General features: G+C 40.4%; 9 protein-coding genes. 2 read left to right on the top strand and 7 right to left on the bottom strand.

What is annotated here, in order from left to right:
* Together IEU51_RS07435 and IEU51_RS07440 are read left to right on the top strand one after the other, a co-directional pair.
* On the top strand, window positions 1-1,179 hold the full coding sequence (locus tag IEU51_RS07435) for a M20 metallopeptidase family protein (protein ID WP_186084428.1): 1,179 nt from the start codon (window positions 1-3) through the stop codon (window positions 1,177-1,179).
* Window positions 1,179-1,487, top strand: coding sequence for a TM2 domain-containing protein (locus IEU51_RS07440; protein WP_186084426.1), 309 nt, complete (start codon window positions 1,179-1,181; stop codon window positions 1,485-1,487). Before IEU51_RS07435 ends, IEU51_RS07440 begins: the two co-directional genes overlap by 1 nt.
* Window positions 1,488-1,608: 121 nt before the next feature.
* Here IEU51_RS07440 and tuf read toward each other — a convergent pair whose 3' ends face one another.
* The 7 genes from tuf to IEU51_RS07475 form a co-directional block, all read right to left on the bottom strand.
* Window positions 1,609-2,796, bottom strand: a complete 1,188-nt coding sequence (gene tuf, locus IEU51_RS07445) for an elongation factor Tu (RefSeq protein ID WP_186084424.1) — start codon at window positions 2,794-2,796, stop codon at window positions 1,609-1,611.
* A gap of 117 nt (window positions 2,797-2,913) precedes the next feature.
* Window positions 2,914-4,995 carry an elongation factor G gene (fusA, locus tag IEU51_RS07450; protein WP_186084422.1) on the bottom strand — a complete coding sequence of 694 codons (2,082 nt, stop codon included), beginning with the start codon at window positions 4,993-4,995 and terminating at the stop codon, window positions 2,914-2,916.
* A 76-nt stretch (window positions 4,996-5,071) separates the two neighbouring features.
* Entirely contained in the window at window positions 5,072-5,542 is a 471-nt protein-coding gene (rpsG, locus tag IEU51_RS07455) for a 30S ribosomal protein S7 (protein WP_186084420.1), read from the bottom strand.
* Window positions 5,543-5,591: 49 nt separating this feature from the next.
* Complete coding sequence (gene rpsL / locus IEU51_RS07460; protein WP_186084409.1) at window positions 5,592-6,002, bottom strand: 30S ribosomal protein S12; 411 nt, start codon at window positions 6,000-6,002, stop codon at window positions 5,592-5,594.
* 263 nt (window positions 6,003-6,265) lie between these two features.
* Entirely contained in the window at window positions 6,266-9,925 is a 3,660-nt protein-coding gene (gene rpoC / locus IEU51_RS07465; protein ID WP_186084407.1) for a DNA-directed RNA polymerase subunit beta', read from the bottom strand.
* A 37-nt stretch (window positions 9,926-9,962) separates the two neighbouring features.
* The gene (gene rpoB / locus IEU51_RS07470; RefSeq protein WP_186084405.1) at window positions 9,963-13,511 is read right to left on the bottom strand and encodes a DNA-directed RNA polymerase subunit beta; all 3,549 of its coding nucleotides are present in this window, start codon (window positions 13,509-13,511) and stop codon (window positions 9,963-9,965) included.
* Window positions 13,512-13,751: 240 nt separating this feature from the next.
* Window positions 13,752-14,351, bottom strand: coding sequence for a class I SAM-dependent methyltransferase (locus IEU51_RS07475; protein ID WP_186084403.1), 600 nt, complete (start codon window positions 14,349-14,351; stop codon window positions 13,752-13,754).
* Window positions 14,352-14,353 lie beyond the last annotated feature (2 nt).

Genomic DNA, 14,353 nt, shown 5'->3' on the forward strand with positions numbered 1-14,353 from the left:
ATGGATATTAAAAAAGTGATAGATGAACATTTTGAAGATACGCTTAGAATGCGTAGACACCTTCATATGTATCCTGAACTTTCTTTCCAAGAAGAGAACACAAAACAATATATTTATGACGAATTAAAAGATCTTGGTTTAGAGATTAGAAGAGATGTTGGTGGTAACGGACTTGTGACACGTTTACAAGTAAACGACGACTATCCAACAATCGCATTCCGTGCGGACTTTGATGCTCTACCAATCAAAGAAGAGACGGATGTTCCGTTCAAATCTAAGAATCCTGGTGTGATGCACGCATGCGGACACGACGCTCATACAGCAATGCTCATTACGCTTCAAAAGATCTTAGTAGAAAATAAAGATAAACTACCGGTTAACGTTGTAGCGATTCACCAACACGCTGAAGAGCTATTACCAGGTGGAGCAAAATCAATGATTGAAGACGGCGCATTAGACGGCGTAGATTACTTCTTTGGAACACATATCTCATCACTCGCACCAGTTAATCAAATTGGCTGGAACTATAGCACGATGTACGCAAACGCAGATTCATTTACGATTACAGTGAACGGTCATGGTGGTCACGGTGCAGAACCAGAAAATGCGAAAGACCCTATTGTTGCGAGCGCGTCTTTAATCTCACAAATTCAAACGGTGGTGTCACGTTCAATTAGTCCGTTAGAATCAGCAGTTGTGTCTTTAACAGCATTTAACTCAGGTGTCGCGTTTAACGTTATTCCAAACAAAGCTGAAATTAAAGGTACTGTGAGAACGTACGAGCAAGATATACGTGAACTTGCATTTGAACGTATTAAGGATATTTGTGAAGGTATTGAGAAGAGCTTTGGTGTCCAAATTGACCTTGATATCCAGTGGGGCTATCCTTCTCTGAAAAATGACATTGAGATGACAGACTATGTGGTTGACCTTGCGTCAAACGATAAGTCCTTTGTTGAAAATGTCGTAGAAATTTCGCCATCAATGGGCGGAGAAGACGCAGCATACTATCTACAAAAAGTACCAGGATGCTATTTCTCAACAGGTGTTGGAAACGTTGAGGAAGGAATAGACATTCCCCATCACAACCCACTCTTTAACATCGATGAATCAGGTATGAAGTCAGCACTTGAAGTATTCCTTAAGATTGCGTTAAACTTTGATCAGGTGAAGAAATAATGAGAAACCTTTCTCTCGATGAGAAGATGTATGTAGAATCGTACGTAGAAAATAATAAAAAAAGTATGCTACTTGCATACTTACTGTGGTTCTTCCTAGGATACTTCGGAGTTCACAGATTCTATCTCGGACGATGGTTTACAGGAATTATGTTGCTGATTCTAACAGCTCTCACAGCATGGTGGACAGCAGGAATACCAACAATCATTTGGCTATTCATAGACATGTTCTTGATCATACCAATGGTCAATGGAAGTAAGCGTCGTGCATATAAAGAAGCAATTAGAGAAGTTAATAAAATGAGTTAAGATGAAAAGACCCTTACCGGGTCTTTTTTATTTATACATAATTCCATTGGTTCGTTGAATAACAAAAAACACTTCTAGACAGTGTCTAGAAGTGCTACAAATCTATATGATTTAGTTTTTATTAAGCGTCGATTCCAGTTACAACACCAGAACCTACAGTACGTCCACCTTCACGGATTGAGAAACGAGTTCCGTCTTCAATCGCGATTGGAGAAATTAATTCAACGTCCATTTCGATGTTGTCTCCAGGCATTACCATTTCAGTACCTTCTGGTAAGTTAACTACGCCAGTTACGTCAGTTGTACGGAAGTAGAACTGTGGGCGATAGTTAGTGAAGAATGGAGTGTGACGTCCACCTTCTTCTTTTGATAAAACGTAAACTTCTGCTTTGAATTTACTGTGTGGAGTGATTGATCCTGGAGCAGCTAATACTTGACCACGTTGGATGTCTTCACGTGATACACCACGTAATAACGCACCAATGTTGTCTCCTGCTTCAGCGTAATCTAATAATTTACGGAACATTTCTACTCCAGTTACAGTTGTCTTAGAAGGAGCTTCAGTTAAACCGATAATCTCAACTTCTTCACCAACTTTAACTTGTCCACGTTCAACACGGCCTGTAGCAACAGTACCACGACCAGTGATTGAGAATACGTCCTCAACTGGCATCATGAATGGTTTGTCAGAGTCACGTTCTGGAGTTGGGATGTACTCATCCACAGCTTCCATAAGTTCTAAGATTTTCTTCTCATACTCTTCGTCACCTTCAAGTGCTTTAAGAGCTGAACCAGCGATTACAGGGATGTCATCACCTGGGAAGTCGTATTCAGAAAGAAGTTCACGAACTTCCATTTCTACTAATTCAAGTAATTCTTCGTCGTCTACCATGTCAACTTTGTTTAAGAATACAACAAGTGCAGGTACACCTACGTTACGTGAAAGTAAGATGTGCTCACGAGTTTGTGGCATTGGGCCATCTGCAGCAGATACTACTAAGATACCGCCGTCCATTTGAGCAGCACCAGTGATCATGTTTTTAACGTAGTCTGCGTGTCCTGGGCAGTCAACGTGTGCATAGTGACGTGATGGTGTTTCATACTCAATGTGTGAAGTATTGATCGTGATTCCACGTTCTTTTTCTTCAGGTGCGTTGTCTACTTGGTCATAAGACTGAGCAGATCCACCGTAGTGTTTAGCTAATACAGTTGCGATTGCAGCTGTTAATGTTGTTTTACCATGGTCTACGTGACCAATTGTACCAATGTTGGCATGCGTTTTCGAACGGTCAAATTTTTCTTTTGCCATTTTGAAATACCTCTCCTTATTATAAGAAAATTTATTATAATTCTGCCCAAATATTTTGGGCAGAAGTGTATCTATACAATTTATACATGTTTACCGGTGAAAAATCAAGTATATTGATTAAGCACCAGTGTTTTTCTTGATGATTTCCTCAGAGATCGATTTAGGAACTTCTTCATAGTGGTCAAATACCATTGAGTAGACTCCGCGACCTTGAGTGTTTGAACGCAAGCTAGTTGCGTAACCGAACATTTCTGAAAGTGGAACGAATGCGTTAACTACTTGTGCGTTACCACGAGCTGTCATACCTTCAACACGTCCACGACGTGAAGTTACGTCACCCATGATATCTCCAAGATATTCTTCTGGCATTACAATTTCAACTTTCATAACAGGTTCTAAGATAACTGGTTTACATTTTTTAGCAGCTTCTTTTAAAGCAAGTGATGCTGCGATCTTGAACGCCATCTCAGATGAGTCAACGTCGTGGTAAGATCCGTCAAATAGTCTCGCTTTAACGTCTACTAATGGGTAACCAGCAAGAACACCGTTTTCAAGTGCGTTTCTAAGTCCATCTTCTACAGCTGGGATGTATTCACGTGGAACTACACCACCAACAACGTTGTCGATGAATTCGAATCCTGCACCTTGTTCGTTCGGGATAAATTCGATGTGTACGTCACCGTACTGACCGCGTCCACCAGACTGACGGCTGAATTTACCTTGTACTTCTGCTGCTTCAGTGAATGTTTCACGGTAAGATACCATTGGCGCACCAACGTTACATTCTACCTTGAATTCACGTTTCATACGGTCAACAAGTACGTCTAAGTGTAATTCACCCATACCACCGATGATTACCTGTCCAGTTTCTTGGTCAGTGTAAGCAGTGAATGTTGGGTCTTCTTCTTGTAATTTAACAAGAGCAGTAGTCATTTTATCTTGGTCAGCTTTTGATTTAGGCTCAACAGATAAGTGGATTACTGGCTCAGGGAATTCCATTGACTCTAAGATAACACCAAGTTTTTCTTGAGTTAATGTGTCACCTGTACCTGTATCTTTAAGACCAACTGCAGCAGCGATATCACCAGAGTAAACTGTTGCAAGTTCCTCACGTGAGTTCGCGTGCATTTGAAGGATACGTCCTACACGTTCACGTTTACCTTTAGTTGTGTTTGAAACGTAAGAACCAGACTCAAGTTTACCTGAGTAAACACGGAAGAATGTTAATTTACCAACGAATGGATCCGTCATAACTTTAAATGCTAAAGCTGTGAATGGCTCGTCATCGCCTGGTTTTGCAACATATTCTTCTTCTGGGTTGTCAGCCATATGACCAACGATAGGTCTTACGTCAAGTGGTGATGGTAAGTAAGAAATGATACCATCTAGGAGTAATTGAACTCCTTTGTTTTTGAATGCTGTACCACAGAATACTGGGTAGAATTCAACTGCACAAGTCGCTTCGCGAATTGCTTGTTTAAGAACATCTTCAGAGATTTCTTCTCCACCAAGGTATAATTCCATGATTTCTTCGTTAACGTCAGCTAAACCTTCGATTAACGCTTCACGCATTTCAGTTGCTTTTTCAAGGAACTCTTCTGGAACGTCTACTTCTTCAACGTCTTGACCTAAGTCATCGTTGTAAAGGTAAGTTTTCCAGTGAACTAAGTCGATGATTCCTCTGAAATCGTCTTCTGCGCCAATTGGGAATTGAACCGCGTGTGCGTTTGCTTGTAGACGATCTCTTACAGTGCCGATTGCATATTCGAAGTCAGCACCAATTTTGTCCATTTTGTTTACGAATACAATACGAGGTACCCCATAAGTAGTCGCTTGACGCCATACTGTTTCAGTTTGTGGCTCAACACCTGATTGAGCATCTAATACTGTTACAGCTGAGTCAAGTACACGTAATGAACGTTCAACTTCAACAGTGAAGTCTACGTGTCCAGGAGTATCAATGATATTTACACGGTGACCTTTCCACTCAGCAGTTGTTGCTGCTGAAGTGATTGTGATACCACGTTCTTGTTCTTGCTCCATCCAGTCCATCTGTGATGCACCTTCGTGAGTTTCTCCAAGTTTGTGGATACGGCCAGTATAATAAAGGATACGTTCTGTAGTAGTCGTTTTACCAGCATCGATGTGAGCCATGATACCGATATTACGAGTATTTTCTAATGAAAATTGTCTTGTCATAGAACTTTTTTCTCCTTCCAAGAGTTAATCTATTTTATTAACAGACTACAAATACTAACAGGCTACTAGCCAATAATTACCAACGGTAGTGAGCGAATGCTCTGTTAGCTTCTGCCATTTTATGCATTTCTTCACGACGCTTAACAGATGCGCCAGTGTTGTTTGCTGCATCTAAAATTTCGTTTGCAAGTCTTTCAACCATAGTTTTCTCTCCACGAAGACGTGAATAGTTAACTAACCAACGAAGTCCTAGAGTTGTACGTCTTTCTGGACGTACCTCAACTGGTACTTGATAGTTAGAACCACCTACACGGCGTGCTTTAACTTCAAGTAATGGCATAATGTTTTCAAGTGCTTCTTCAAAGACTTCCATAGAATTTCTTCCTGAACGTTCTTCTACTAGTTCAAATGCACTATAAAGAATTTTTTGAGATGTACCACGTTTACCGTCGATCATTAATTTGTTAATTAATTTAGTGATTAATTTAGAATTATGAATTGGATCTGGTAATACGTCTCTTTTAGCTACTGGGCCTTTACGTGGCATAGCAAGTTCCTCCTTCCATCGAGTGATTATTTCAAGAATTTATTTTAATTTATTTAGGTCTCTTAGCACCGTATTTAGAACGTCCTTGTTTACGTCCATCAACACCTGAAGTATCAAGAGCACCGCGAACTACTGTGTAACGTACCCCAGATAAGTCTTTTACGCGTCCACCACGCACAAGTACAACTGAGTGTTCTTGTAAGTTGTGTCCAATTCCTGGGATATATGCGTTAACTTCCATGTTGTTTGAAAGTCTAACACGTGCATATTTACGTAAAGCTGAGTTCGGTTTACGTGGAGTCATCGTACCAACACGTGTACAAACACCACGTTTTTGTGGAGCGTTGTTACGAGTAACTTCTTTCTTCAAGCTGTTGAATCCTCTATTTAATGCTGGCGCTTCAGATTTAGTCGTTTTAGTTTTACGAGGGTTTCTGATTAACTGATTAATTGTAGGCATTCTTCGTTTCCTCCTCTCTTGATTTAAATAGTCCACACATCCAGGTGGTTCATTTTTAAACAATAAAAAATGCGTAAGAATTTAAAGCTCTTACAACTCATTTTTATCAGTACGTTACTCCCAATATGAGTAACCTTAAATATTGTAACACCTGCGATAAGTTAATGTCAATTAAATCTAGTGTTTTTATCAGATAAAAACATCATAAAAAGAAACACTTCCGATCAACCAAAAATTAATCGGAAGTATTCAGTTTTTAAATCCTATTTTTCACTCTTTGCTTCTTCAGCTGCTTCTTTCTCCGCTTGAATTCTTTCTTCTTCAGCGTCGATTCTAACCTGTTGACCTTCGACTTCAATTTCAACGTCACGGTATTTCGGCATACCAGTACCTGCTGGAATTAGCTTACCAATAATAACGTTCTCTTTAAGACCGAGTAAGTCATCGCGCTTACCTTTGATTGCTGCATCTGTAAGAACACGAGTAGTTTCTTGGAATGACGCTGCAGAAAGGAAGCTTTCTGTTTCAAGTGATGCTTTTGTAATACCAAGCAATACCGGTTTCGCCGTAGCTGGACGTTTTCTTCCTTGGAATACAACTTTGTTCGCTTCTTGGAACGTGTGAATGTCTACTAATGCACCTGGGATGAGTGATGTTTCACCCGCATCGATAATGCGAACTTTACGTAACATCTGTCTTACCATTACCTCAACGTGCTTGTCATCAATTTCTACCCCTTGCATACGGTATACTTTTTGAACTTCTTTTAATAGATATTCTTGCGTTCTGTTTAGGCCAGCAACTTTCAGTAACTCTTTAGGCTCAATAGAACCGTCAGTAAGAGTTTCACCTGGGATGACTGTTTGTCCTTCTTCAACAATCACGCGTGCTGCTCCTGGTGCCACGTAAGTTCTTGTCTCTTCGTGACCTTTAACCTTAATTTCTTGCTGGCGATCTTTGATAAGTTCGATTGATTGGATTGTACCTTCAATCTCAGAGATCACTGCTTGACCTTTCGGGTTACGCGCTTCGAAGAGCTCTTGGATACGTGGTAAACCTTGAGTGATGTCTGATCCGGCTACCCCACCTGTGTGGAATGTACGCATCGTAAGCTGAGTCCCTGGTTCACCGATAGATTGCGCTGCAATCGTACCCACTGCTTCCCCAACCTCAACTTTTTCACCTGTAGCAAGGTTTTTACCATAACATTTTTCACATACACCGTAGCGCGTGTTACATGTAAATGCTGAACGAATATAAACTTCTTCAATACCTGCATTTACGATGTCTTTCGCGATATCTGATGTAATTAATTCATTTGCGCCAATGATGACTTCGTCTGTATTTGGATGTCTCACTGTTTCTTTCACATAACGACCTTCAAGACGGTCAAATAGCGGTTCGATAACTTCAGAACCTTCTTTGAGTTCACGGACATTAAGCCCTTTATCAGTACCACAGTCTGCTTCTCTAACGATTACGTCTTGAGCAACGTCAACGAGACGTCTCGTTAAGTAACCTGAGTCTGCAGTCTTAAGTGCTGTGTCGGCAAGACCTTTACGCGCACCGTGTGTAGAGATAAAGTACTCGAGTACTGTTAAACCTTCACGGAATGAAGATTTAATCGGTAACTCGATGATCTGTCCTGATGGGTTTGCCATGAGTCCACGCATACCTGCAAGCTGAGTGAAGTTTGACGCGTTACCACGCGCTCCTGAGTCCGCCATCATGTAGATTGGGTTGAACCTATCAAGCGACTCCATCAGTTGTTCTTGGATAACATCTTTAACTTTTGTCCACATTTCAATTACAGTGTTGTAACGTTCCTCTTCTGTAATTAAACCACGGTCGTATTGTTTTTGAACGATTTCAACTTTTTCTTCTGTTTCTTGAATGAGTTCTTGCTTGTTAGGAAGAACGATGATGTCAGAAACCCCAACTGTGATACCCGCACGCGTTGAATATTTGAATCCTAAGTCTTTCATTAAGTCAAGCATTACAGATGTTTCTGTGATGTGGAACTTGTTGAAGACTTCAGCAATAATTTGCCCTAAGAATCCTTTGTCGAATGGCTTAACAAGCGCTGTATCTTTGAACTTACCAACCAGACCTTGTTCACCTAAGTCTTCTGCTTTGATGAAATAACGGTCCGGCGTTTTACGCTCTAAGTTTTCACGAGTTGGCTCGTTGATATACGGGAAGCTTGGTGGCATAATTTCGTTGAAAATTACTTTACCAACTGTAGTCATAAGAATTTTATCTGCGTTTTCTTCACCGATTTTTTCAACAGGCATGTTACCAGTATGAACACCGATTCTTGTGTGAAGTGATGCATATCCAGAACGGTATGCCATGATTACCTCTTCATAGTCTTTGAATATGTGTCCTTCACGTTTTGTGTTTTCTTTTTCGAGTGTTAGGTAGTAGTTACCAAGCACCATATCCTGAGATGGTGTAACAACTGGTTTACCATCTTTAGGGTTAAGAATGTTAGATGCTGCAAGCATGAGCATGCGTGCTTCTGCTTGTGCTTCTTTAGATAAAGGAACGTGTACCGCCATTTGGTCTCCATCGAAGTCCGCATTATATGCAGTCGTTACGAGTGGATGAAGACGGATTGCGCGTCCTTCTACTAATGTTGGTTCGAAAGCTTGGATACCAAGTCTGTGTAATGTTGGAGCACGGTTTAATAGAACCGGATGCTCTTTGATTACATCTTCAAGTACGTCCCAAACAGATTCGTCTAAACGCTCAATTTTGTTTTTCGCATTTTTAATGTTTGTCGCAAGATCTCTTGCAACCAGCTCTCTCATTACGAAAGGCTTGAATAATTCTAACGCCATTTCTCTTGGTAATCCACATTGGTACATTTTTAGACTTGGACCTACTACGATAACCGAACGACCTGAGTAGTCTACACGTTTACCAAGTAAGTTCTGTCTGAAACGACCTTGTTTACCTTTTAACATGTGAGATAACGATTTTAATGGTCGGTTACCTGGTCCAGTCACTGGGCGGCCACGACGACCGTTATCAATTAAAGCATCTACTGCTTCTTGTAACATACGTTTTTCGTTTTGAACAATGATGCCAGGAGCACCAAGGTCAAGAAGTCGTTTTAAACGGTTGTTACGGTTGATTACACGACGGTATAAATCGTTTAAATCACTTGTTGCGAAACGTCCACCATCAAGTTGTACCATTGGTCTAATATCTGGTGGAATTACTGGAAGTGCGTCCAGCACCATCCACTCTGGTTTGTTACCAGAGTTACGGAATGCTTCCACAACTTCAAGACGACGAATTGCACGTGTTAAACGTTGCCCAGTCGCAGTCTCAAGTTCAGTTTTTAACTCATCTAATTCTGCATCTAGGTCTACTTTTTGAAGTAGATCTTTGATTGCTTCCGCACCCATTTTTGCGGTAAACGTATTACCGTGTTTCATGTAATACTCGCGGTATTCACGTTCAGATAATAACGTTTTTGATTCGAGTCCAGTTGAACCTGGTTCAATCACTACGTAAGATGCGAAATAGATAATTTCTTCTAAGTTACGTGGAGACATATCGAGTAATAGCCCCATACGTGAAGGTATTCCTTTGAAATACCAAATGTGTGAAACAGGGGCAGCGAGTTCGATGTGCCCCATTCTTTCACGACGTACTTTTGCACGCGTAATTTCTACACCACAGTTTTCACACACATGACCCTTGTAACGAACACGTTTGTATTTACCACATGCACATTCCCAGTCTTTTGTTGGTCCAAAAATTTTCTCACAGAATAAACCATCTTTTTCTGGTTTAAGTGTTCTGTAGTTAATTGTTTCTGGTTTTTTAACTTCTCCGCTCGTCCATGAACGGATTTTCTCAGGTGATGCAAGCCCGATCTTCATATATTGAAATCTATTTACATCTATCAATGAGCTTTCCTCCCTAAAAGTTTCTTGTAAGTGGAGCTTACTCTGTTACAGTTTTCGTTGCTTCAGCTTTCTCGTCTACTTCTTTTGGTTCACTCGGTGCATAATCATCTTCTGATGCATGCATCTCAACTTCTTTATCGTCTTCGTCCATGATTGATACATCCAGACCAAGTGATTGAAGCTCTTTTAAGAGTACTCGGAATGATTCTGGAATGCTTGGAGCTGGTAAGTTTTCACCTTTAACAATCGCTTCATACGTGTTCACACGACCGATTGTGTCGTCTGATTTCACTGTAAGAATCTCTTGTAATGTGTACGCTGCACCATATGCTTCAAGCGCCCATACTTCCATCTCACCGAAACGCTGACCACCGAACTGTGCTTTACCTCCGAGTGGTTGTTGAGTAACAAGTGAGTATGGTCCTGTACTTCTTGCGTGTAGTTTATCGTCTACCATGTGTGAGAGTTTAAGCATGTACATTACTCCGACAGATACACGGTTTTCAAATGGTTCCCCTGTTCTTCCGTCATAAAGTACTGTCTTACCGTCTCTCGCAAGCCCTGCTTCTTCCATAGTGTTCCAAACGTCATCTTCGTTGGCACCATCGAATACAGGTGTTGCCATCTTAAGTCCCATTTCACGAGCGGCCATACCAAGGTGTAATTCAAGCACCTGACCGATGTTCATACGTGATGGTACCCCAAGTGGGTTTAACATGACATCAATTGGCGTACCATCTGGTAAGTAAGGCATATCCTCTTCTGGTAAGATCTTGGAGATTACCCCTTTGTTACCGTGGCGTCCTGCCATTTTATCCCCGACTGAGATTTTTCTCTTCTGAACGATGTAAACGCGAACTAATTGGTTAACACCAGGTGATAGTTCGTGACCATCTGCTCTGTTAAATACTTTTACGTCTAAGACGATACCACCAGCACCGTGTGGTACACGTAATGAAGTATCGCGTACTTCACGTGCTTTTTCACCAAAGATTGCGTGTAATAGACGATCTTCGGGCGTTTGTTCCGTTACACCTTTAGGTGTTACTTTACCAACTAAAATATCTCCGTCTTTAACTTCCGCACCGATGTGAATGATTCCACGTTCATCGAGCTTTTTCATTGCACTTTCTGCAACGTTTGGAATGTCTCTAGTGATTTCTTCTGGTCCAAGTTTTGTATCTCTTGACTCAGATTCGTATTCTTCAATGTGAATAGAAGTGTACACGTCGTCTTTTACAAGACGTTCTGACATAATTACAGCATCCTCATAGTTATAACCGTCCCACATCATGAAACCAACAACTAAGTTACGACCTAAAGCCATTTCTCCGTTGTCCATTGATGGACCGTCTGCTAGGATTTCGCCTTTTTCTACTTCTTCACCAATAGAAACGATTGGTTTTTGAGTGTAGCAAGTTCCTGCGTTTGAACGCACGAATTTAACGAGATTATATTTATCCAGTTCAGTTTCAACAAATTTGCCGTCACCTTTTTTATCTTCTAAACGACGTACATGAATCTCACGAGATTCAACGTGTTCAACGATACCTTTGTAACGGGATACAACTGCTGCGCCTGAGTCTTTTGCTGCTACGTGTTCCATACCTGTACCAACGAATGGTGATTCAGGAATTAAGAGTGGCACTGCTTGACGTTGCATGTTCGCACCCATTAACGCACGGTTCGCGTCGTCGTTCTCTAAGAACGGGATACATGCAGTCGCTGCAGATACAACCTGCTTAGGAGATACGTCCATGTAATCCATGCGTTCACGTGGCATTACAGTGTTGTTACCACGGAAACGACAGATGATTTCTTCGTTTACGAATGAACCATCTTCACCTAGAACTGCGTTCGCCTGAGCGACAACATAGTTGTCCTCCTCGTCAGCTGTTAGGTAATCAATTTCTTCTGTTACTCTATTTGTTTCTCTGTCTACTCTTCTGTATGGAGTTTCAATGAAACCAAACTCATTTACACGCGCATAACTTGATAATGAGTTGATCAGACCAATGTTCGGTCCCTCTGGTGTTTCAATTGGACACATACGTCCGTAGTGAGAATAGTGAACGTCACGTACCTCCATTCCTGCACGTTCTCTTGTTAAACCACCAGGTCCAAGTGCTGATAAACGACGCTTATGCGTAAGCTCAGCAAGTGGGTTTGTTTGGTCCATGAACTGTGATAATTGCGAACTACCAAAGAATTCTTTAATAGATGCAATAACAGGACGGATATTGATTAATTGTTGCGGTGTAACTGTATCGATGTCTTGAATAGACATTCTTTCACGAATCACACGTTCCATACGCGCAACACCAATACGGAATTGGTTTTGCAGTAATTCACCTACAGAACGTAGACGTCTGTTACCAAGGTGGTCAATATCATCTGTATCTCCAACACCATGTAATAGGTTGAAGAAATAGCTGATAGACGAAATAATATCTGAAGGTGTGATAGATTTCACTTCGTTGTCAGGGAATGCGTTCCCGATAACATTTGTTGTGCTATCTGGTAATTCAGAGTTATTTGAGTTTACTTTTATTGATTGAATTTCAACAGGCTCATCTAAGATACCTTGTTCAAATTCGAATGTTTTCATGTTTGCACTTGTTTCAAGTACTTCCATTACATCATCAAGCGTTCGTCTGTCGATTGTAGTTCCTGCTTCTAATACGATTTCACCTGTTTCAGAATCCACAATCGGCTCTGCTAACACTTGGTTGAAGAGACGGTTTTTAAGATGAAGCTTTTTGTTCATCTTGTAACGTCCGACTGCTGCTAAGTCATAACGTTTCGGATCGAAGAAACGTGTATATAGTAGGTTTCTCGCGTTTTCTACTGTAGGTGGCTCACCTGGACGTAGACGCTCGTAAATTTCTAAGAGTGCTTGATCGACTGTTTCAGTTGTATCTTTATCTAAAGTATTACGTAAGTACTCGCTGTCACCAAGGAGATTAATGATTTCTTGGTCCGTTGTAAATCCAAGCGCACGTAAGAGCACTGTAATTGGCATTTTACGAGTACGGTCGATTTTTACATACACAGTATCTCTTGCATCAATCTCGTATTCGAGCCATGCACCACGGTTTGGTATCACCGTTGCTGTGTAACTTTTTCTTCCATTTTTATCTACCTTGTCTGCATAATAAACAGACGGGCTTCTAACAAGCTGAGATACGATAACACGTTCAGCACCGTTGATGATAAACGTACCAGTATCCGTCATGAGTGGGAAGTCACCCATGAACACTTCTTGCTCCTTAACTTCACCAGTTTCTTTGATAATGAGTCTTACTTTAACGCGAAGTGGCGCAGAGTACGTTGCATCGTGGTTTTTAGCCTCTTCAACGTTATACTTTGGCTCTCCAAGTTTATAGTCGACAAACTCAAGCGAAATGTTTCCTGTAAAGTCTTCTACAGGAGAAATATCTTTGAACATTTCGATTAAGCCAGAATTTAGAAACCATTCGTACGAATTTGTTTGGATCTCAATTAAGTTAGGTAACTCCAACTTTTCTTCGATACGTGCATAGCTTCTACGTTTTGCATGTTTTCCATACTGAATCACTTGACTCATCGACAGATTCACCCCTAAAAAAATTTCCCACTATTATCAACAGATAGACCTAATAAGACAAAAAAGAAAACGGAATTACACAACCCCATTTCCTATTTAACATTGACTTATTCGTTCGGAACTATCAATATTGGCACAAAAATGTGCATACTTATTGATAATAATATTCATTTAATAACTATAACATACGTAATTTGTCAAGTCAAATTTATTTGCTTTGACATTTGACAAAATAAATCTTTAAATTTCATTCTCTTTTACCGCTTTTAAAATGTAATACCCTTTATCTTTTCGTGCAATTTCTACGTTGCCAAAAAGACGCTCTAATTCTTTTTTATATGACGGCATCCCTTGCTTTTTTTGTACAACCATATAAAAGCTACCATCCTCATTTAATCTATTAAAACCGTCAGAGAGAATTTCCATAACGATTTTCTTACCAACTCTAAACGGAGGATTTGTGATATAAAGATCAGCCTTCATATCCATAGAGTCATATGCTTCACGTTCCATCACTGTACCAGTGACCTGATTCATGTCTAAATTTTCAAGAGATACATCCATCGCATCTCTATTAACATCTACCATTAACGGTTTCGTTTTAAATTGATCAGCTAATATTACTGAAATCGCACCATAACCAGAACCCATATCGATAAAATCAGAAGGTTCATCTACTGTATCTAATACTGTTTCGATTAAAACATTAGAACCATAGTCTACTGCGTCTTTTGAAAATACGCCACGATCTGTTTTAAATACGTAATTTTTCCCGCGAAAGTTGTGAGTAATTCTTTGATATGCATGTGGTGTATCGTCATTTGTATAGTAATGAGACAAAT

The organism is Phocicoccus schoeneichii (assembly GCF_014635565.1).
Classification (GTDB): Bacteria; Bacillota; Bacilli; order Staphylococcales; family Salinicoccaceae; genus Phocicoccus; species Phocicoccus schoeneichii.

Bases quoted from the DNA above. Each gene is read 5' to 3' on its own strand.
- IEU51_RS07440 (WP_186084426.1), top strand. From the start codon at position 1,179: ATGAGAAACCTTTCTCTCGATGAGAAGATGTATGTAGAATCGTACGTA.
- rpsG (WP_186084420.1), bottom strand. From the start codon at position 5,542: ATGCCACGTAAAGGCCCAGTAGCTAAAAGAGACGTATTACCAGATCCA.
- rpsL (WP_186084409.1), bottom strand. From the start codon at position 6,002: ATGCCTACAATTAATCAGTTAATCAGAAACCCTCGTAAAACTAAAACG.
- rpoB (WP_186084405.1), bottom strand. From the start codon at position 13,511: ATGAGTCAAGTGATTCAGTATGGAAAACATGCAAAACGTAGAAGCTAT.
- IEU51_RS07435 (WP_186084428.1), top strand. From the start codon at position 1: ATGGATATTAAAAAAGTGATAGATGAACATTTTGAAGATACGCTTAGA.
- fusA (WP_186084422.1), bottom strand. From the start codon at position 4,995: ATGACAAGACAATTTTCATTAGAAAATACTCGTAATATCGGTATCATG.
- tuf (WP_186084424.1), bottom strand. From the start codon at position 2,796: ATGGCAAAAGAAAAATTTGACCGTTCGAAAACGCATGCCAACATTGGT.